Annotated in this window: 19 protein-coding genes and 1 pseudogene; 10 read left to right on the top strand and 10 right to left on the bottom strand. The window is 51.1% G+C overall.

Translation table 11 applies throughout. The features are described from left to right. Positions 1-120 precede the first annotated feature (120 nt). From ampD to KMZ15_RS02285, 3 genes are all read right to left on the bottom strand, one after another. A complete protein-coding gene (gene ampD / locus KMZ15_RS02295) occupies positions 121-735 on the bottom strand; it encodes a 1,6-anhydro-N-acetylmuramyl-L-alanine amidase AmpD (RefSeq protein WP_223693758.1) in 615 nt (204 codons plus the stop codon). 2 nt (positions 736-737) lie between these two features. Then, a complete protein-coding gene (locus KMZ15_RS02290; protein ID WP_223693756.1) occupies positions 738-938 on the bottom strand; it encodes a hypothetical protein in 201 nt (66 codons plus the stop codon). Between the two features lie 119 nt (positions 939-1,057). Then, positions 1,058-1,939, bottom strand: a complete 882-nt coding sequence (locus tag KMZ15_RS02285) for an inner membrane protein YpjD (protein WP_223693754.1) — start codon at positions 1,937-1,939, stop codon at positions 1,058-1,060. A gap of 71 nt (positions 1,940-2,010) precedes the next feature. Between KMZ15_RS02285 and ffh the strand changes: the two genes are divergently transcribed. Continuing rightward, entirely contained in the window at positions 2,011-3,375 is a 1,365-nt protein-coding gene (gene ffh / locus KMZ15_RS02280) for a signal recognition particle protein (RefSeq protein WP_223693752.1), read from the top strand. 78 nt (positions 3,376-3,453) lie between these two features. Here ffh and KMZ15_RS02275 read toward each other — a convergent pair whose 3' ends face one another. Continuing rightward, positions 3,454-4,050 (bottom strand): MarC family protein, encoded by a 597-nt coding sequence (locus tag KMZ15_RS02275; RefSeq protein WP_223693749.1) that lies wholly within the window; start codon positions 4,048-4,050, stop codon positions 3,454-3,456. Positions 4,051-4,062: 12 nt separating this feature from the next. After that, positions 4,063-5,841 carry a proline--tRNA ligase gene (locus KMZ15_RS02270; protein ID WP_223693747.1) on the bottom strand — a complete coding sequence of 593 codons (1,779 nt, stop codon included), beginning with the start codon at positions 5,839-5,841 and terminating at the stop codon, positions 4,063-4,065. Between the two features lie 109 nt (positions 5,842-5,950). Here KMZ15_RS02270 and KMZ15_RS02265 point away from each other — a divergent pair. Further along, positions 5,951-6,415, top strand: a pseudogene (locus KMZ15_RS02265) (RNA pyrophosphohydrolase); the annotation flags it as partial. A gap of 95 nt (positions 6,416-6,510) precedes the next feature. Here KMZ15_RS02265 and proB read toward each other — a convergent pair. The 4 genes from proB to rplU all read right to left on the bottom strand — a co-directional run bounded on the left by proB (position 6,511) and on the right by rplU (position 9,571). Next, positions 6,511-7,653: a glutamate 5-kinase gene (gene proB / locus KMZ15_RS02260; protein ID WP_223693744.1), complete on the bottom strand. Its 1,143-nt coding sequence runs from the start codon at positions 7,651-7,653 to the stop codon at positions 6,511-6,513. Continuing rightward, the gene (gene obgE, locus KMZ15_RS02255; protein WP_223693741.1) at positions 7,637-8,743 is read right to left on the bottom strand and encodes a GTPase ObgE; all 1,107 of its coding nucleotides are present in this window, start codon (positions 8,741-8,743) and stop codon (positions 7,637-7,639) included. Before obgE ends, proB begins: the two co-directional genes overlap by 17 nt. A 232-nt stretch (positions 8,744-8,975) precedes the next feature. Beyond that, positions 8,976-9,239 (bottom strand): 50S ribosomal protein L27, encoded by a 264-nt coding sequence (gene rpmA / locus KMZ15_RS02250; protein ID WP_223693739.1) that lies wholly within the window; start codon positions 9,237-9,239, stop codon positions 8,976-8,978. A gap of 20 nt (positions 9,240-9,259) precedes the next feature. Beyond that, on the bottom strand, positions 9,260-9,571 hold the full coding sequence (rplU, locus tag KMZ15_RS02245; RefSeq protein ID WP_026921389.1) for a 50S ribosomal protein L21: 312 nt from the start codon (positions 9,569-9,571) through the stop codon (positions 9,260-9,262). 210 nt (positions 9,572-9,781) lie between these two features. Here rplU and KMZ15_RS02240 point away from each other — a divergent pair, with 210 nt between their 5' ends. Next, positions 9,782-10,504 carry a cytochrome c gene (locus KMZ15_RS02240; RefSeq protein ID WP_223693735.1) on the top strand — a complete coding sequence of 241 codons (723 nt, stop codon included), beginning with the start codon at positions 9,782-9,784 and terminating at the stop codon, positions 10,502-10,504. Between the two features lie 38 nt (positions 10,505-10,542). Then, positions 10,543-11,856 carry a cytochrome c gene (locus KMZ15_RS02235; RefSeq protein WP_223693732.1) on the top strand — a complete coding sequence of 438 codons (1,314 nt, stop codon included), beginning with the start codon at positions 10,543-10,545 and terminating at the stop codon, positions 11,854-11,856. Positions 11,857-11,865: 9 nt separating this feature from the next. On the opposite strand, the gene KMZ15_RS02230 is transcribed toward KMZ15_RS02235, so the two are convergent. Then, positions 11,866-12,699, bottom strand: a complete 834-nt coding sequence (locus KMZ15_RS02230; protein ID WP_223693729.1) for a ferritin-like domain-containing protein — start codon at positions 12,697-12,699, stop codon at positions 11,866-11,868. Positions 12,700-12,987: 288 nt separating this feature from the next. On the opposite strand from KMZ15_RS02230, the gene miaB reads away from it, so the two are divergent. The 6 genes from miaB (at position 12,988) to glyQ (ending at position 19,237) form a co-directional block, all read left to right on the top strand. Then, positions 12,988-14,388, top strand: a complete 1,401-nt coding sequence (miaB, locus tag KMZ15_RS02225) for a tRNA (N6-isopentenyl adenosine(37)-C2)-methylthiotransferase MiaB (protein ID WP_223693727.1) — start codon at positions 12,988-12,990, stop codon at positions 14,386-14,388. Continuing rightward, positions 14,385-14,843, top strand: coding sequence for an rRNA maturation RNase YbeY (gene ybeY, locus KMZ15_RS02220; RefSeq protein ID WP_223693725.1), 459 nt, complete (start codon positions 14,385-14,387; stop codon positions 14,841-14,843). Before miaB ends, ybeY begins: the two co-directional genes overlap by 4 nt. Before the next feature lie 12 nt (positions 14,844-14,855). Then, positions 14,856-15,515: a gamma-glutamylcyclotransferase gene (locus tag KMZ15_RS02215; RefSeq protein ID WP_223693722.1), complete on the top strand. Its 660-nt coding sequence runs from the start codon at positions 14,856-14,858 to the stop codon at positions 15,513-15,515. Between the two features lie 56 nt (positions 15,516-15,571). Next, positions 15,572-16,459, top strand: a complete 888-nt coding sequence (locus KMZ15_RS02210; protein WP_223693719.1) for an HlyC/CorC family transporter — start codon at positions 15,572-15,574, stop codon at positions 16,457-16,459. Between the two features lie 61 nt (positions 16,460-16,520). Continuing rightward, on the top strand, positions 16,521-18,128 hold the full coding sequence (gene lnt, locus KMZ15_RS02205; protein WP_223694649.1) for an apolipoprotein N-acyltransferase: 1,608 nt from the start codon (positions 16,521-16,523) through the stop codon (positions 18,126-18,128). 158 nt (positions 18,129-18,286) lie between these two features. Further along, the gene (gene glyQ, locus KMZ15_RS02200; protein WP_223694647.1) at positions 18,287-19,237 is read left to right on the top strand and encodes a glycine--tRNA ligase subunit alpha; all 951 of its coding nucleotides are present in this window, start codon (positions 18,287-18,289) and stop codon (positions 19,235-19,237) included. Position 19,238 lies beyond the last annotated feature (1 nt).

Raw genomic sequence — 19,238 nt, 5'->3', positions numbered from 1 at the left:
GGATACCAAGTATAGTGAATTTATGAGGCACTGAACACTGCTTTATTTTTTATTTACACCCTTGACTTTTGTGAATTCGCGCTACGAACATACTAAACTATGCACCACAAGCCTACTCCGCTAGCACTCTCTGCACCGCTCGTGCATTAACTCTCGCCCATTGGGCCCTTGGTAAGGAAAATAAACTTCAGCAAGCCCGCTCAAAACACGCAAACGCTGCCAATCAAAATGGGGGCCTGGGTCAGTTTTTCGCCCAGGAGCAATATCCTCATGCCCAACCAGGGCGCCAATTGGATAGCGATCCATGAGGGCTTTAATCAGTTCTGCAAGCTTAAGATATTGAGTGGCTTCAAATGGGACCGTGTCGACCCCTTCAAGTTCAATCCCAATCGAAAAATCATTGCACCCTTCACGCCCGAAAAAATTGGAGGCTCCCGCATGCCAAGCGCGGTCGTCGCAAGAGACAAATTGCTGCAAGTCGCCATTACGCCGAATCAGAAAATGAGCAGATACCTGCAGCCGCCGTATCTCGCCGTAATATGAATGCGCATCAAAATCAAGTCGATTACAAAAGAACTCAGCCACTTGTGGCCCACCAAATTCACCTGGCGGCAAACTAATATTGTGTATCACAATCAGCGTCGGCGTAATACCAATCGGCCGCGCATTAAAATTAGGAGACTTTTGTGGAGATACAGCCTCAATCCAGCCAGACTCATCAATCATCAGTCGCATATTTACCGCTTGCGCCCTGCGGCCTGTGCATAGCGCCGAGCGTGCGCCATAGTGCAAAATGACTTGCCATGAGCGTGCTGTATTTCGACCGCGGGGACATAGACACCGCATTCGGCGCAGCGCACCACACGCTCAACGCCTGAGTCAGAGTGAGCATGAGGCCGGTGCTTTGGATCGTACGGATCGAGATTAAGATAGCGCATCGCACGCCGCCAAAGGGTCCTGCCAAGCAGATACAAAACTATATAAAGAAGAATTCGACGCATCAATAAGCCACTTTTTCTAACCCTGCATTTAAACTCTACTGTTTTGCAACAGTCTTTTAAAGAGCTGGGCGCCGCAACAGCACTTCAAACACGAAATGGCTCCCCACATAAGCCAGCAAAAGCGCCATAAAGGCGGCCAATACCCAGCGTAAAGCGGTGCGGCCACGCCAACCATAAAATTTCCGACCAAGTAAGACTGCGCCAAACATGATCCATGACAAACCAGCAAAGACCGTTTTGTGATCAAAGCGCAAAGCGCGGTCAAATAACTGCTCACTAAAAAGAATACCTGAAACCAGGGCCAACGTTAGTAAGGCAAAACCGGCGCCGATTAAACGAAATAGCAATTTTTCCAGCGTGAGCAATGGCGGCAACGAATCCAGCCAGCTGCCTAAGCAGTTTTGTTCTAGCGCCGCGTGCTGCATAGACTGGCCCACAACACGATGCAATCTACGCTCAACCAGTAACATCAGCAGTGCATGCAAAGCCATCAGGGCCAACAAGCCGTAAGCGACGTTCGCCATCACAAAATGAAATTTAAAAAGCAGATTGGCGGCATAGGGCAGTAACTGCACGCCACCAAATGCAAGAGGCAATAACGAGGCGACACAAGCCAGTGGCAAGGCCAATAAACTTAAACCCTCTAACTCAAAGAAAAAACTTTCAAGCCAGTAAATGCCAATGCTAAGCCACAGCATTGCTGATACAGCAAAGGCAAAACCAAAAATCATCGCATCCGGCAAAAAGATGGTGGTATACAGTAATCCCCCATGCGAGATGAGTGCGCCCGCAAGCCATAAACGGTTCCAGCACAAACGTGGCCGCGCCGGCAAGCCACTATAATTAATCGCGAAACCTCCCCGCCAGCGCTGGTACCAAGCTACAGATGCCAAGCCACCGTAGAGCGCCGCCGTCAACAGGTACAGTACAATAGTCATAACCTTAGTTTACCCTGAGTCCCTGATTTCTCAAAAGTTGTTTGTAAAACTACAGCTCATTCACTATTTCTATGTTTGATACTCTAACTCAGCGCATGGCGCGCATCGTCAAAACGCTGCGCGGCGAAGCCCGTTTAACTGAAGCCAATACACAGCAAATGCTGCGCGAGGTGCGCCTGGCTTTGCTCGAAGCAGATGTCGCGCTACCGGTTGTGCGCGCATTGACTACCAGCATAAAAGAAAAAGCCCTCGGCGAAGAGGTTATCGGCAACTTGACGCCAGGCCAAGCGTTAATCGGCGTTGTCCAGCGCGAACTCACCGCCGTCATGGGCGGCGATTATGCAGGCCAAGCTGCCGAATTACAGCTGGCTGTTAAAGCGCCCGCGATCATTTTAATGGCAGGCTTGCAAGGTGCGGGCAAAACCACCACCGTAGGTAAACTTGCCAAGTTTTTGCGCGAAAAACAGAAAAAAAAGGTACTGACTGTTTCATGCGACATCTATCGCCCAGCTGCCATTGCTCAGCTCAAAACGGTGACCGAACAGGCCAAGGCTGACTTTTTTCCTTCGCAGCCCGAACAATCCGTGCTTGAAATCGCGCAGGCAGCACTCGATTGGGCACAACGCCACTACCATGATGTATTAATCGTCGATACCGCCGGCCGCCTGGGTATCGACGAAGCTATGATGCAAGAAATTGCAGCTTTACACAGCGCATTAAACCCTGCTGAAACTCTTTTTGTGGTCGATGCCATGCTCGGGCAAGACGCAGTGAATAGTGCACAAGCCTTCAATGCCACGCTGCCACTGACGGGTATTGTATTAACCAAGCTCGATGGTGATGCACGCGGTGGCGCGGCTTTATCAGTGCGTCATATTACGGGCCGGCCGATTAAATTTGTGGGCGTAGGTGAAAAACTTGACGGTCTCGAGGTGTTTCACCCGAGCCGCATGGCCAGCCGGATTCTCGGCATGGGTGATCTATTCTCTCTTGTCGAGCAAGCGCAACATAAAGTTGATATACAAGCCGCACAGCAACTCGCCAATAAGGTCAAAAAAGGGGACTTTAATCTCGATGACTTTAAGGCACAACTCTCGCAAATGAAAAACATGGGTGGCCTCTCATCACTGCTTGATAAATTACCCGCACAATTTCAGGCAGCCAGCAACCCGCTGAAGATGAATCAAGCCGAAGGCCAAATACGCCGCATGGAAGGCATGATTAACGCCATGACGCCCCTTGAGCGCAAAAAACCGGAGCTCCTTAAAGCCAGCCGCAAACGCCGGGTCGCTGCCGGCGCGGGGGTCCAGGTGCAAGAACTCAATCGAATGCTGTCGCAATTCGATCAAATGCGCACGATGATGAAAAAACTCAAAGGGGGTAACGTGGCGAGCATGATGCGTGGCCTAAAAGGCATGATGCCAGGTATGCGCTAAGTCCCTCAAGTTACTGCGAATCTACCCTCAATACCGCCCCCCCTAAAAAGAGCGGGGCGGCTACCAGGCATGACTGCGTCAAAGCTGACGAATAAACGCACGCGTTCCGGCCAGCAGCATTTCAACCGAAATCGCAATTAATACTAACCCCATCAAGCGTTCAATGGCGATCACCGCGCGCGGACCGAGAAAGCGCTGAATGCGATCTGCCAAAATCAACACAAATGCACAAACCCCCATCGTGACAGTCAGCGCACCAATCCACTCCATAGTCTGCCCAGGCCCTTGCGAAGAAAGCAGCATCACCGTCGCCATTGCCGAGGGTCCCGCTAGCGCAGGAATAGCGAGTGGCACAATCAACGGCTCACCGATGATTTCAGCATTCATTGGGTCATCCGTGGCTGGAAAAACCATCCGCAGAGCAATGATGAAAAGGATAATGGCGCCCGCAAGTTGCAACGATGTATCAGTCAAGTGCATCAGACGCAAAAAATGCTCGCCCATCAGCATAAATACCAGCAACGTCACAAAAGCAATCCCCACTTCGCGCAGCACCACCCAGACGCGCCGTTCGGCGGCGACATTGCGGAGCGCATTAATGCAAATAGGAATATTGCCAAGCGGATCAATAATCAAAAGCAATAAAATGGTCGCTGTTATAAAATCATATTGCACAATACTTTTCCTTTAATATTCAAATGCTGCGTGAATTTTAGCTGAGATGAATGCTGGCGCAGCTGTCACATCCACTAAGGTCGGCTCAGCATCCCGACGTCCTTGATATTCAAACTGACGCTCTTTAAGGCCTCGCTCGCTAATCACTAGCCGGTGCGGTACGCCAATCAGCTCCCAATCAGCAAACATCACCCCTGGACGCTCGCCACGATCATCCAAGATCACATCGATTCCCATCTCAAGCAACTCCGCGTATAAACCTTGCGCCGCCATTCGCACCGTTTCACTACGCTCATAGCCAATCGGGCATATAACGACCTCGAACGGTGCAATCGCCTCAGGCCAAATGATGCCACGCTTATCAAAATTCTGCTCGATTGCCGCTCCAAGAATGCGGGTAATGCCAATGCCGTAACATCCCATCACCATTGGCTGCGCCTTGCCCGACTCATCAAGATAGGTCGCGCCTAATGCTTGCGAATAACGCGTGCCAAGCTGAAATACATGGCCCACTTCAATCCCCCGGCAAATGGCCAATGCTCCCTTACCATCAGGCGAAGGATCTCCAGCAACTACATTACGCAAGTCAGCCACCACCGGCTCCGGCAAATCGCGCCCCCAATTCACTCCCGTCAGATGAAAACCCGCCTCGTTCGCACCCACAATAAAATCGCTCATCTTAGCTACAGTCCGATCAGCGAATACTTTGACCGGCTTTTGCGTACCTATCGGACCCAAATAACCCGGTCGGGTGCCAAACCATTCAATAATTTCTGCTTCACTGGCCAAACGGTAGCCGGTGGCGCCCGGAAGTTTGCCTAATTTAACTTCATTGAGGGTATGGTCACCACGCAATAGCAGCAACCAAATCTGCGGCGTAGAGCTGCCACTATCATGATGTGTGAGTGGACTAGCGTCAACCTCCGCGTTAGCATCAATCGCCAGGACGATCGATTTAACTGTATGCTCAAGCGAAACGCCAAGGAGTGCTGCGACCCTTTCGCATTTCTCGGCGCCCGGCGTAGCCACCTTGATCAGTGCCGCTTGCGGCTCGACACGCTGTTCAATCAATGGCAGTGCATCAGCAGCTTCAACGTTGGCGGCATAGTCTGAGGCCGGACAATAAGCAATGGCGTCTTCCCCCGTATCCGCAATCACATGGAATTCATGCGAGCCAGAACCGCCGATTGACCCATTATCAGCCGCCACCGCACGAAACACGAGACCAAGTCGCTTAAAAATGCGTCCATAAGCATCATACATCTGCTGATATGAGCGCTCTAAACCCGCATTATCCGGATCAAAGGAATAGGCATCTTTCATGGTAAATTCACGTCCGCGCATGACCCCAAAACGTGGCCGGATTTCATCGCGAAATTTGGTTTGAATTTGATAAAAAGTGACTGGCATTTGCCGATAACTTTTGATTTCTTTACGGGCAATATCAGTAATTACTTCCTCATGCGTGGGTCCAATCACAAAATCACGCTGATGCCGATCTTTCAAGCGCAGCAGTTCTGGTCCGTATTGGGTCCAACGCTGCGATTCCTGCCATAACTCGGCAGGTTGCACCGCTGGCATCAGCAACTCAAGCGCCCCCGCTCGATTCATCTCCTCACGTACAATCGCTTCGATTTTACGCACTGAACGCAACCCCAATGGCATGTAAGTATAAATACCACCGGCGACGCGCCGAATCATACCAGCGCGCAGCATAAGCTGGTGACTGGCAATCTCTGCGTCAGCGGGCGCATCTTTAAGTGTGCTGATAAAAAAACGAGAGGCCTTCATTTAGTTTCCCAAGCAGGGTGTAAAAAAACAGGCGCTGTGGACTAAGATCGTACACCGCGCCCGCTATTGTTTATAATCGAGCTATTTTAAAGGATTCAAGGGTAGTTGTATGCTGGATCGCGATGGCTTTCGCCCAAACGTCGGCATCATTCTCTTAAACGCACGCAATGACGTGTTTTGGGGCAAACGGATACGCGAGCACTCGTGGCAATTTCCGCAAGGCGGCATCCAATATGGCGAAACCCCGATACAAGCAATGTATCGGGAGTTATATGAAGAGACTGGCCTAAAACCCGAGCATGTCAAAGTCCTTGGCCGCACACGCGACTGGCTGCGTTATGAGGTGCCGGACAAATATATCAAGCGCGATGCGCGTGGCCATTATCGTGGGCAAAAACAAATTTGGTTTTTGCTGCGCATGGTCGGCCGCGACTGCGATATTTGCTTGCGCGCCACAGGACAACCAGAATTTGATGCTTGGCGCTGGCATCAGTATTGGGTGCCGCGCGAGGCGGTGATTGAATTTAAACGTGAGGTGTATCAACTGGCGCTGACTGAATTATCGCGCTTTGTCCATCATTTGCCGGTACGCGCAGAGAAGCAGCCTATCAATACTACGCCACCGGCATTAGTAGAAAACGGCTAATGCTGCTGGCGCGCTAGATAACGTTAGCTTAAAACCAGATTGTCGCGATGAATCAACTCAGGCTCAAGCATATAACCCAGGACAGCCTCGATTTCGCTGCTGGGCCGGCGCTGAATGAGTCGCGCTTCTGTGCTGCTATAGTTGGTGAGCCCTCGCGCCACTTCTTGGCCCGCTGGACTTAGGCAAACAATCACTTCGCCTCGCGCAAACACGCCTTGTACTTTCACAATACCGATTGGCAGTAGGCTTTTGCCCTCCCGCGCGAGCTTAGCGCATGCGCCATCATCAATCACAACATGGCCGCGCACTTGTAAGTGATCCGCCATCCATTGTTTACGCGCAGCCATTCGCGCCGTGCGCGCAATCAGTTGAGTGCCAATTGCTTCACCCCCTGCAAGCCGGGTCAGCACATCAGGTTCGCGCCCACTCGCAATCACCGTACATGCTCCACTATACGCGGCCCGCTTAGCAGCAAGTATTTTAGTGAGCATGCCGCCACGGCCAATATGCGTTCCGGCGCCGCCTGCCATCACTTCAAGGGCAGGATCTCCAGCTTCGGCCACAGCCACGAAAGCCGCATTTGCACCCTGGCGCGGGTCGGCGGTATAAAGACCACGCTGGTCAGTCAAAATGATCAGCGCATCAGCCTCTATGAGATTGGTTACGAGAGCGCCTAGCGTATCGTTATCGCCAAATTTAATTTCATCGGTAATGACGGTATCGTTTTCATTAATAATCGGCACCACTCCTAGACGCAACAATGTCAGCAGGGTCGAGCGAGCGTTTAAATAACGTTCGCGCTCAGCCAGATCAGCATGAGTCAGAAGAATTTGCGCGCTACGCAACTGGTGCGCATTGAAATGACTTTCATACGCTTGCGCCAACCCCACTTGGCCAACTGCCGCTGCCGCCTGCAATTCGTCAATTTCATGCGGACGGCGGCTCCAGCCAAGGCGTTGCATCCCTTCGGCAATCGCACCTGAACTCACCAGCGCGACCTCTTTACCGAGTCTGCGCAAACCGGCGATTTGCTCAGCCCAGCTACGCATCACGCCATGGTCGAGTCCACGCCCGTCATTGGTCACCAGGCTTGAGCCCACCTTAACCACCAGGCGTTTGGCGACAGCAATCGCCGGCTGCGAGGTATGCTTAGAGAGGGCCGGCATCGTCGGCATCTATTGGCGGCCCCTCCCGAAAGCGTGCATCCAGCGCTAACTGCTCGGCTTCGGCAGCAAGGCCGGCGGGTCCATGCTTGGCAAGGTAATCATAAACGGCATAAGTCAGCGCTTCACAGCCTTGCCCATTCAGCGCAGAAATGCCAAACACCGGCCCCTCCCAGCCAAAGCGTTTAACAAACTCGGCAATCTGTGCCGCGCGCAGATCCTCCGGCACCATATCGATTTTGTTAAGCACCAACCAACGCGGCTTGGTGTAAAGCTGCGCATCGTATTTGCGCAACTCATTCACAATTGCCCGTGCTTCTGCAACAGGATCAACGCCTTCATCAAAAGGCGCCATATCAACTAAATGCAATAACAAGCTAGTGCGCTGCAAATGCTTCAAAAAACGATGGCCGAGTCCGGCCCCTTCAGCGGCGCCCTCAATCAGACCTGGAATATCGGCAATCACAAAACTTTTACTAGGGCCGACCCGCACGACGCCTAAATTAGGCGCAAGCGTGGTAAATGGATAGTCGGCTATTTTTGGCCGAGCATTGGAAACGGACGCGATAAAAGTCGATTTACCCGCATTAGGCATACCTAATAGGCCGACATCCGCCAGTATTTTCAATTCCAGACGAAGCATCCGACATTCGCCCTCCTTTCCTTCCGTCTTTTGGCGCGGCGCGCGATTCGTGCTCGATTTGAAATGGAGGTTGCCTAACCCGCCACTCCCGCCTTGAGCAAGCGTAACGCGCTGTTCGTGCTCCGTCAGGTCTGCAACGGTTTCACCGGTGTTAAGATCCGTGATAATCGTACCCACTGGCATACGCAACGTAATATCTTCGCCGCTTTTGCCGTAACAATCGGCACCACGTCCGTTCTGGCCTCTACCCCCCAGATGCTTTTTAGCATAGCGGTAATCAATCAAAGTATTAATATTACGGTCGGCAACAGCGTAGACGCTACCGCCCCGTCCGCCATCCCCCCCATCCGGCCCGCCAAAGGGGATGAATTTCTCGCGCCGCATCGATGCGCTGCCATTACCGCCATCGCCACCGAAGACTTCTATCTTCACTTCATCAATGAATTTCATTGTTTTTATTCAACCCGCTTTAATTGCCCATTCACCTAAAATAGGCTACAAATCTATTGTAGTTCTAATTGACCATAGTTTGCACAATTTGGTCCGCCGTCGCCTCGCGAAGCGCTCTGCTACAGTACGCAGCCTACCACTGATTATATTGAGCGCATTAACGCAAAAGGCCCCGCTTGCTGGCGGAGCCTTTTGCATTGAGCCGGAAAACCGGACGACTACGTGGTCTGCGTTAAGCAGCTACAGCAACCACGTTGACCATCTTTTTGCTCGCTTTGCCTTTAATTGTGAAACATACGTGACCATCAGTCAACGCATACAGCGTATGATCTTTACCGATGCCGACATTCTCACCTGGATGCATACGCGTACCGCGCTGGCGCACAATAATGCCGCCCGCATTGATTGCCTGGCCGCCATATACTTTAACGCCAAGCCGTTTTGACTCTGAGTCGCGGCCATTACGTGATGACCCGCCTGCTTTTTTATGTGCCATGAGTAACTCCTTAGACCGCTTTAACCGTTAATTGCGTCAATGCGCACTTCAGTATAGTTCTGCCGATGGCCAGCATGCCTTTGATAGTGCTTGCGGCGACGCATCTTGAAGATCGTGACCTTCTGATGCCGCCCTTGGGCAACAACGGTAGCCTTGACGCTAGCTCCACTCACCAGTGGCGCGCCGAATCTTATTGATTCACCTTCGCCAATTGCTAATACCTGGTCAAGAGTCACTTCTGCGCCAATGTCTGCCGGTATCTGTTCTATTTTCAATTTTTCGCCGGCTGCAACTTTATATTGCTTGCCACCGGTTTTTATGACCGCGTACATTGTGTGTACCTCATTAATAAATTAATCGTTTAATTTCTTCGGCTTTAAGCACGAAAAGGCAATATTGTATAGTGATTTGGGTATAGAGTCAAAAATACAAATATCCTCTCTGAATCACTCGATGATAAAATACGCAACCACAAAGAATTATCATATCGCTAGGCTAGACCAGGCCTAGTTGATCCCTGTTTATATATCACGGAGTCCCGGGTGGCTTTAAAACCTATTTTTCACCGCATTTTGGCGGTCCTAGTTGTGAGTAGCAGCGGATTATTTAATCTCGCACATGCTGAGACCTCTTCCCTACGGGCCCCAGATACGATTGCTGCGCGGGTGCAAGCTTGCGCTATCTGTCATGGCAACCAAGGGGAAGGAACCGACAATGATTACTTCCCCCGCTTAGCCGGCAAACCCGCCGATTACCTGTACAATCAGCTGAAACATTTTCGTGAAGGCCGGCGTAAATATGCGCCAATGAATTACCTCGTAACCTATCTTTCTGACGATTATCTACGTGAAATCGCGGTGTATTACGCCAACCTACATCCACCCTACCCAGTGCCTGAGCTCTCCAACTTGCCGCCATCACAGCTTGAACGCGGCCGGCGGATTGCTCTTAATGGGGACTCGACTAAAAACGTACCCGCTTGTATTGCGTGCCATGGTCAAGCCCTCACCGGGATGGAGCCCGCCATTCCAGGCCTAGTTGGCTTACATGCTGATTACATCAGCGCCCAACTCGGTGCATGGCGTTCAGGGATACGCCATGCGACAGCTCCCGATTGCATGCATACCGTTGCTATCCAGCTTAGTGATACCGATATCCGTGCTGTCTCCACCTGGCTTGCGATGCAACCAGCGCCCCCCAATGCCGCCCCCGCTCCAGCAGGCTCACTAAAATTGCCGCTCTCATGTGGCAGCCAGCCTCACTGAGTTAAAAGCGCCATTTTAGAAAAATCAAGGAACTCAGCATGCAACGTAAGACCTTATTCGGATTGTTGGCCACCGCACTATTAGCGCTCATACTTGCCGCCGTGGCTATGTTTACCCCTATACTGTGGCGGGGTAACCCCCCAGCTTCCAGCCATAGTGGCCCCGCTAGCACGCCCGACAATCAAGCCAAATTGATCAAGCACGGCCACTATCTTGCACGCGCAGGAGATTGTATTGCATGCCATACGGTGCGGGGTGGCCAGCAGTTTGCCGGCGGCCTTCCTATGCCGACACCATTTGGCACCCTATATACGCCCAACATCACCCCTGACAATGAAACCGGGATTGGCACCTGGAGCTCAGAAGATTTCTATCGCGCCATGCATAACGGGCGCTCAAAAGATGGTAGCTTGCTCTATCCAGCCTTTCCGTTCCCCAGCTACACCAAGGTGACACGCGCCGATTCCGATGCAATCTATGCCTATCTGCGTTCAGTGCCAGCCATTAAGCAACCAAACCGGCCTAATGAGATGCGGTTTCCGTTCAATAATCGCAACCTCTTAATCGGCTGGCGCACGCTTTTTTTCTCTGAAGGGGAGTTTCAGCCCGACCCAACTCAATCAGTTGAATGGAATCGCGGCGCGTATCTGGTTGAAGGCCTGGGCCACTGCGCGATGTGCCACACCAGCATTAACGCGCTGGGTGGTTCCGACCAAAGCGCAGCCTTTGGTGGGGGCTTAATCCCATTACAAAATTGGTATGCCCCTTCATTAACGTCAAATAAAGAAACCGGTCTTGGCGATTGGCATCTCCAGCATATCGACGATCTGTTAAAAACAGGCGTTTCGCAACGCGGCGCCGTATTTGGGCCAATGGCCGAAGTGGTGCATAATAGCTTGCAGCATCTGTCTGATGAAGATATTCGGGCTATGTCAGTTTATCTGAAAGCATTACCGCAAAAAGGTGAACCGCCCGAACCCGTACAGCTTGTTACTTCAGCAGCATTTGGCGCCAAGCTCTTTGCACAAGGCGAAAAAATTTACACACAACAGTGTGCTAGTTGCCACGAAGCAAATGGGCGTGGCCAGCCTCCCGCCTACCCACCGCTGGCAGACAATCAGTCAATTCAAATGCACTCGGCCGTTAACCCGATTCGGATGGTGCTCAATGGCGGCTACCCACCTTCCACTACCGGCAATCCACGCCCATACGGAATGCCGCCCTTTGCCCAGCATTTGTCTGATGAGGAGGTTGCAGCCGTTGTAAGCTATATTCGGATGTCCTGGGGCAACCACGGTACATCCGTGTCGCCACAGCAGGTCAATGATTTGCGCTCGGCGCCACTCGAGTAAACAGGGCGATTAACGGAAAAATAGGTGTTGCGTAAGCTTGGCCAGTGGATAATGCACGCTCGGCTGGATCCGCGGCGGTAAATCAAGCGGCTTAAGCAACATCTTCAAGCACATATCCGCCGATAAATGACGGCGCACCAGCTTATTCACACGCGCACTCATTTGCCGTGCGTGGGCTGGATTGCCCGCTTGCTGTGGATAGCGGATTGCCAATACATGACGCAAAGCAATTTCCGTGTCGTCATTACGAATTTCAAAGAGCCGCCGCACCAGTGCACCAAGCACAGCCCAGCGACCATTTTTTTCAATTTCGTTATATTTCTTAAAATACTTGAAGAAGTATTTATAGTGACGCACTTCATCTGTGCGGATATGGTTGGTGATTTCTTTCAGCACTGGCTCGTTGGAGCATTCATTGATTGCGCGATAAAGCGTAGCCGTACCGGTTTCAACGACGCAGCGCGCCACCATCTCGAGTGCACGTGTTTTCTCGAATTCATCCACGGTGCACATTTTTGAATATTCGGCAAAGAAATTCGCAAACGCAAGCTCCCAGTCAAATTGCGGCCAAACATGGTTAATATACGTCTTAAGTGCTCGGCCATGCTGCAATTCTTCATGCTCCCAGTGCAGGCTAAGCCACTCAGCGACTTCGGCATCTTCACCAAAGTAATTCACCAAATTCTTGGTATATAAATCAGAACCGCTTTCGATAAACGATGAAGCGCACAACAATAGCATTAGCTCTTCGCTCGCGCGCACAGCCGTGTAATTAATCCGGCTAAAATCAATATCCTCAACACGCCATGGCAATGTAGTAATATCAATAGTGTCAGCTTGCATCTTTTGACTCTCCAAAATTGACTCCTCTGCTTAGAGACTCGGGCATTCGGTACAAATCTACGGCCCAGCCGCAACCTAAAAGTCAGCAGCAAAAGCCTCCCGTCGATCCATCATTGTAATAAAGACGGGCCACTTTCAGGCAAATAGCCAGCTATAATACGCTTTTTATACAGATATGCTCTGGTGCGTCTGCGTTATCAATATCTAGTTTAGTTCATCATATAAAAAACGCATCTGAGCACCAACTCCAATCGCCCCCAGCTTTTACCCCTGAGAACGGCGCTTTTTATGAACAAGAAAGTCTATATCAAAACTTTCGGCTGCCAGATGAATGAATATGACTCTGACAAAATGGCCGATGTGCTGACAGCAGCAAAGAATCTTTTCGAGCAAGAATTGGTTAAAACAACCTCTGCCGAAGAAGCCGATATTATTCTATTTAATACCTGCTCAGTGCGCGAGAAAGCGCAAGAGAAGGTTTTCTCGGACCTCGGCCGCGCACGTATCCTAAAAGAAGCCAAACCGGAACTTATTATAGGTGTCGGTGGCTGCGTGGCAAGCCAAGAAGGTCAAGCCATTATTGCCCGCGCGCCTTATGTCGATCTGGTCTTTGGCCCGCAAACCCTACATCGGCTACCCGCCATGATCGAACAGCGCCGACGCACTGGCCACGCTCAAGTCGATATTTCATTTCCAGAAATCGAGAAATTCGATCATCTGCCGCCGGCGCAAGTCAACGGCCCCAGTGCTTTTGTGTCAATTATGGAAGGGTGCAGCAAATATTGCAGCTACTGCGTAGTACCCTATACACGCGGTGATGAGGTCTCACGCCCACTTCCTGACGTATTAACTGAAATCGCCGGCCTAGCCGAGCAAGGCGTGCGCGAAGTCACACTGCTGGGTCAAAATGTGAATGCTTACTGGGGACTTTGGCAAAGCCCAATAGGCGAACCCACGCTCGCTCCCGCTTCAGAAAACAATCCCTCTGAATACGCCGACTTTGCTACTTTGATTGAATATGTCGCCGAGATTCCCGGCATTGAACGTATCCGCTTCACCACTTCCCATCCCAAAGAATTTAGCCAACGCTTAATTGATGCGTACGCAAACACACCTAAGTTGGTCGATCATTTGCATTTACCCGTTCAACACGGCTCTGATCGGATACTCGCGGCGATGAAGCGTGGCTACACTATGCTTGAATATAAATCCATTGTGCGGCGCTTACGCGCCATACGCCCCAATATTTCGCTTTCGACAGACTTTATCGTGGGGTTTCCAGGAGAAACAGAGGCCGATTTTGATAAACTGATGGCGCTGGTCGATGAAATCGGCTATGACACTAGTTTTTCCTTTATTTATAGCCCCCGTCCTGGCACGCCCGCGGCCAATCTAATAGATGATACGCCACATGAAGTTAAGCTAGGCCGCCTGCAACGTTTACAAGCGGCGATTGAAGCCAATGCACAAAAAATCAGCGCAGCGATGGTCGCTAGCACCCAATCTGTATTGGTCGAAGGGCCATCGCGTAAAAATCCAGCTGAGCTTTGCGGACGCACGGAAAATAACCGCGTTGTCAATTTTCCAGCGCCGCTTCACACTCATCAACGCCTAGTTGGGCAAATTATTGAGCTGACCATTGAAGAAGCTTATGCACATTCGCTACGCGGCAAAATCATGACATCATGAAACGCGCCCCTCGTTTGCAACTTACCGTACAATTCGTAGCCAGCGACAGCACATCGCATAAAGCATTGATGCCACGCGCTACGCTCATACACTGGATTAAGCCTGCGCTTTTTGCCGATGCCGTACTGACACTGCGCTTTGTTGATGAGCCAGAAGGCAGAGTGCTTAATCGTACTTGGCGCAACAAAGATTATGCAACCAATGTCTTAACTTTTAATTATGCAGAAAACCTCAGCGACCCAGTTACTGCCGACTTGGTGTTATGCTGCCCAGTCATTGAACGGGAGGCCAACGAACAAAAAAAACTGCTCGTGGCCCATTACGCACACTTGATTGTGCACGGTATTTTGCATGCACAAGGTTATCAACATGACAACGACGAGGAAGCATCTGTTATGGAATCACTGGAAACCGAATTGCTTGCCAAACTTGGTTTTGATAACCCATATTGCTAAATGACCGTTTCTATGATGAATCAACAGGGCAATGCAGCCGCTGCGCCAGATTATCCATCACTGCTTGGCGAAGTCCATCCACTCACCGATGAGGAGTTGGCGCATTCACTGCAAACCTCCCTTAAACAGTGGGATCGCACCTCCGACCTCTGGCTCTTCGCCTATGGCTCACTGATCTGGAAGCCTGATTTACCCGCTGCTGAATCATGCAGCGCACGCGTTTATGGCTACCATCGCGGCTTATATTTATGGTCATGCCTTACCCGCGGCACGCCACAGATCCCTGGCCTTGTGCTAGCGCTTGACCATGGCGGCTCATGCGCCGGTCTCGCCTTTAGAATCGCCACCGATGGCGCCATGCCTCATTTAGAAAAATTGTGGCAACGTGAAATGGCGATGGGCTCGTACCGTCCTGTTTGGCTAGCATGTCAACTCAACGACGGCCGCCGCGTACGCGCGCTGACCTTTGTGATGCACCGCGACAAACCCACTTATGCCGGACGTTTGCCAGATCATATTGTGCGCACCGCCTTTGAACACGCACAGGGCCACTGCGGCACCACACTTGATTACGTAGCACGCACCGTTGAAGCGCTACGCGCTAGCGGCATCCCTGACCGAGCACTGGAAGCGCTGCTTGAGCGTTGCCAATGCAAAAAAACTGACGACTAGTGTATCCTTTAAGCTCTTTATTTTCTGCGCGTGGCCTATAACCGCAACGCATCCATATGAACGATGTCTATCCCAGTCGAAAACTCACCGGAAAACCCCGCTCATTGCTCGAGCGTCTAACTGACCTTATTTCTCCAGGGCCTGACTCACGTAGCGAACTGCTCGAAGTGCTCCAAGATGCGCATAGCCGCAATCTGATCGATGCAGACTCGCTCTCGATGATTGAAGGCGTCTTTCAAGTAACAGATTTATGCGCGCGTGACATCATGGTGCCGCGCGCGCAAATAGATGCGATTAACATTGCGCATAGTCCAGAGAGCTTTATCCCATTCGTCCTTGAAAAAGCGCATTCGCGCTATCCCGTCTATGATGGTAGCCGGGATCATGTGATTGGCATTCTACTTGCCAAGGACTTGCTACGCTTTTATGCAGAAGAGGATTTCGATGTGCGCGGCATGTTGCGCCCCGCTGTTTTCATTCCTGAATCGAAGCCCCTCAATGTGCTACTGCACGATTTTCGGGTAAACCGCAATCACATTGCGATTGTGGTGGATGAATATGGCGGTATTGCTGGCCTCATTACGATTGAGGATGTGCTTGAACAGATCGTTGGGGATATTGAAGATGAATACGACTTCGATGAAGAAGAAGACAATATCATCGGCTCGCCGGATGACCGCTGTCGCGTACGCGCCCTGACTGAAATTGCGCAGTTCAACAAAGTCTTTGGCACGCAATATAGCGATGATGAAGTCGATACCATTGGCGGCTTGATTACCCATCGCTTCGCTCGTGTGCCGCATCGTGGTGAAAAAGTACGTATCGATAATCTGATCTTTGAAGTTTTGCGAGGTGACGCACGCCAGATTCACGTGTTGCTTGTGCGCCGTGCTCCACATACGGCTCTGTCCGGTGACTCTGAAGCCGGCGCTGAACACCATTAAGCCACGCCATGGTTGGCAGTTGCCCCCTTCAACTCGAACGCTGCCAGCTAAGGCACGCGTTATGCCCTATTGGCGACAGACCTTGCCCATTCTAATTGCTGTCTTGGCCGGTCTTGCCCATACCTTATCATTCGCGCCTACGCCATATGGCGGTTGGCTTGAAATCGTCACTTTTACGTTATTTTTTGCCCTGATTGCGCATCAGCGCACCCTGCGCGCCACTTTATTGACCACCGGGGCATTCGGTTTCGGCCACTTTGTGAGCGGCGTATTCTGGCTATATATCAGCATGCATGTCTACGGCGGTATGCCAGCTATACTCGCGCTCGCGGCTCTAATTCTATTCGCTCTGTATCTAGCAGCCTGGCCAGTTTTGGCTGCTGCCTTATGGTATTTTTGCAGCGGGACTCACTCGCAGACAGATAAAAATGTCGTATCTGCCGCTCGATCAAACCTATCTGCAACTAGCCAAAAAATCGGCTGGCGCAGTAGCTTGGTGTTTGCCTGTGCGTGGGCTCTTAGCGAATGGCTGCGTGGTGTTGTATTTACCGGTTTTCCATGGCTAGCGAGCGGCTATCCACAAGTTGAGGGTCCGTTAGCAGGGTATGCCGCTATCACTGGCGTATATGGCGTGGGCTGGTTGCTGGCTTTTAACACCGCGCTGATGATACAAACGTTAACCGCTGTGCGTAAGCAGCGCAAATGGACTGTACTTGCACCCTTAATAATCATTACCGTGCTTCTCAGTGGTGGCATAGCGGCTACAAAAATCTCTTGGACGAAACCAGCCAATCATGCGCCTCTCACCGTGCGCCTACTGCAAGGTAATGTGCAGCAAGAAATAAAGTTCGAACAGCAAGGTATTGATATGGCGATTGCACTTTACCAAGAACTGATCACCACCCAGCCTGCTGATTTAATCATCACCCCCGAAACGGGAATCCCAGTTCTAGAACAAGATATACCTGAACCTTTCGCACACGCGATCCGAGATTTTTCTGACCAAACCGGTTCAACGGTGATTTTCGGCTCGGTCGGCGCGACCCTCACAGCCGCTGGCCCAATTGATCTAACCAACAGCCTATTTGGGGTTACACCACGTTCGTCCATTCTTTACCGCTACGACAAACACCACCTGGTGCCATTTGGCGAGCTCATTCCATGGGGCTTTCACTGGTTTGTTGAACTCATGAAAATGCCATTAGGTGATTTCGCGCGTGGGCCGGCAGTCCAGCTGCCTTTCTTTGTTGGCGAACAACCGCTGGCGCTCAATATTTGTTACGAAGATATCTTCGGCGAAGAAATCGCTCGCACTTTACGCCAAACCCCAATACCAGCGGGTATCCTCGTCAATGCAACCAACCTCGCCTGGTTTGGAAACACCATTGCACTTGACCAACATTTACAGATTGCGCAAATGCGCGCACTTGAAACAGGCCGCCCAGTGCTGCGTGCAACCAATACCGGAGCAACTGCAGTCATTGGCCCCGATGGCCAGGTTGAAAAAAGATTAGCGGCTTTCACCATTGGCGCACTTGAAGCCCGTGTACAAGGCAGAGTGGGGGTCACCCCCTATATTGCTTATGGCAATGCACCAGTATTGATTATTTCTCTTGTGCTGCTGGTGATTTTTGCAGCGGCACGGATCCGGACGATGCACCTCCGCTAACGCAGCGCCTACCCATTATCCCCTTGCGCGACTTAAGCAAAAATCGCCAAGCCAAACAATAACCGTTAAAATCTGTGGTTTTAGCCTATATTCGGTATGGCCGGATTCAAAGCAAGCGCTTTGCTAGCCATGCCATATATGAATGTTCGGATTTTCCAATGCTTACCTTTCAGCAAATCATCATGACCTTGCAAACATACTGGGATGCACAGGGCTGCGCTCTGTTGCAACCGTATGATATGGAAGTGGGTGCGGGTACCTCGCACACCGCAACCTTTTTGCGTGCAATCGGCCCTGAGCCTTGGCGAGCAGCTTATGTGCAGCCGTCGCGCCGACCCAAAGATGGCCGCTATGGCGAAAATCCAAACCGTTTGCAGCATTATTATCAATACCAAGTGGTGTTAAAACCAGCGCCAGAAAATATTCTCGAGTTGTATCTTGGCTCACTTAAAGCGCTCGGACTCGACCTCACCCAAAACGACGTGCGCTTTGTTGAAGACGATTGGGAAAACCCAACCTTGGGCGCTTGGGGGCTAGGCTGGGAGGTTTGGCTAAATGGCATGGAGGTCACGCAATTTACTTATTTTCAACAAGTCGGCGGCCTCGATTGCAAACCCGTATTAGGAGAAATTACTTACGGCATCGAACGGCTTGCCATGTATCTGCAGCAAGTTGAAAACGTTTACGATCTGATTTGGGCTGAATGGCCAGAGCATAACTCCCTCAATACCTCCACCAACGAGACTCAAAGTGGACGCCGTATACTGACCTATGGCGATGTCTTTCATCAAAATGAGGTCGAGCAGTCCACGTATAATTTTGAACATTCCAATGTCGAACTGCTATTTAGCTTTTTTAACCAGTATGAAATGGAAGCAAAACGCCTGATTCAAGCCCAACTAGCGCTGCCCGCGTACGAAATGATTATGAAGGCAGGGCACACATTTAATTTGCTGGATGCACGCGGCGCAATTTCAGTAACCGAACGAGCCGCCTATATTGGCCGCATCCGCGGACTGTCAAGACAGATTGCACAGGCCTATTATGATTCACGCGAGAAACTTGGCTTTCCAATGCTCACGCGTACTCCCGTTCCAACTCAGGCCTAAG

It is taken from the genome of Mycoavidus sp. HKI, assembly GCF_020023735.2.
Taxonomy (GTDB): domain Bacteria; phylum Pseudomonadota; class Gammaproteobacteria; order Burkholderiales; family Burkholderiaceae; genus Mycoavidus.
This window is presented reverse-complemented; position numbering and strand designations above follow the sequence as displayed.

Coding starts and splice junctions, on each gene's coding strand:
- KMZ15_RS02290 (WP_223693756.1), bottom strand. CDS start 938: ATGCGCTATCTTAATCTCGATCCGTACGATCCAAAGCACCGGCCTCAT.
- lnt (WP_223694649.1), top strand. CDS start 16,521: ATGCCCTATTGGCGACAGACCTTGCCCATTCTAATTGCTGTCTTGGCC.
- ampD (WP_223693758.1), bottom strand. CDS start 735: ATGCGACTGATGATTGATGAGTCTGGCTGGATTGAGGCTGTATCTCCA.
- KMZ15_RS02235 (WP_223693732.1), top strand. CDS start 10,543: ATGCAACGTAAGACCTTATTCGGATTGTTGGCCACCGCACTATTAGCG.
- KMZ15_RS02215 (WP_223693722.1), top strand. CDS start 14,856: ATGATGAATCAACAGGGCAATGCAGCCGCTGCGCCAGATTATCCATCA.
- KMZ15_RS02270 (WP_223693747.1), bottom strand. CDS start 5,841: ATGAAGGCCTCTCGTTTTTTTATCAGCACACTTAAAGATGCGCCCGCT.
- obgE (WP_223693741.1), bottom strand. CDS start 8,743: ATGAAATTCATTGATGAAGTGAAGATAGAAGTCTTCGGTGGCGATGGC.
- KMZ15_RS02230 (WP_223693729.1), bottom strand. CDS start 12,699: ATGCAAGCTGACACTATTGATATTACTACATTGCCATGGCGTGTTGAG.
- ybeY (WP_223693725.1), top strand. CDS start 14,385: ATGAAACGCGCCCCTCGTTTGCAACTTACCGTACAATTCGTAGCCAGC.
- glyQ (WP_223694647.1), top strand. CDS start 18,287: ATGCTTACCTTTCAGCAAATCATCATGACCTTGCAAACATACTGGGAT.
- KMZ15_RS02210 (WP_223693719.1), top strand. CDS start 15,572: ATGAACGATGTCTATCCCAGTCGAAAACTCACCGGAAAACCCCGCTCA.
- ffh (WP_223693752.1), top strand. CDS start 2,011: ATGTTTGATACTCTAACTCAGCGCATGGCGCGCATCGTCAAAACGCTG.
- proB (WP_223693744.1), bottom strand. CDS start 7,653: ATGCCGGCCCTCTCTAAGCATACCTCGCAGCCGGCGATTGCTGTCGCC.
- rplU (WP_026921389.1), bottom strand. CDS start 9,571: ATGTACGCGGTCATAAAAACCGGTGGCAAGCAATATAAAGTTGCAGCC.
- KMZ15_RS02285 (WP_223693754.1), bottom strand. CDS start 1,939: ATGACTATTGTACTGTACCTGTTGACGGCGGCGCTCTACGGTGGCTTG.
- rpmA (WP_223693739.1), bottom strand. CDS start 9,239: ATGGCACATAAAAAAGCAGGCGGGTCATCACGTAATGGCCGCGACTCA.
- miaB (WP_223693727.1), top strand. CDS start 12,988: ATGAACAAGAAAGTCTATATCAAAACTTTCGGCTGCCAGATGAATGAA.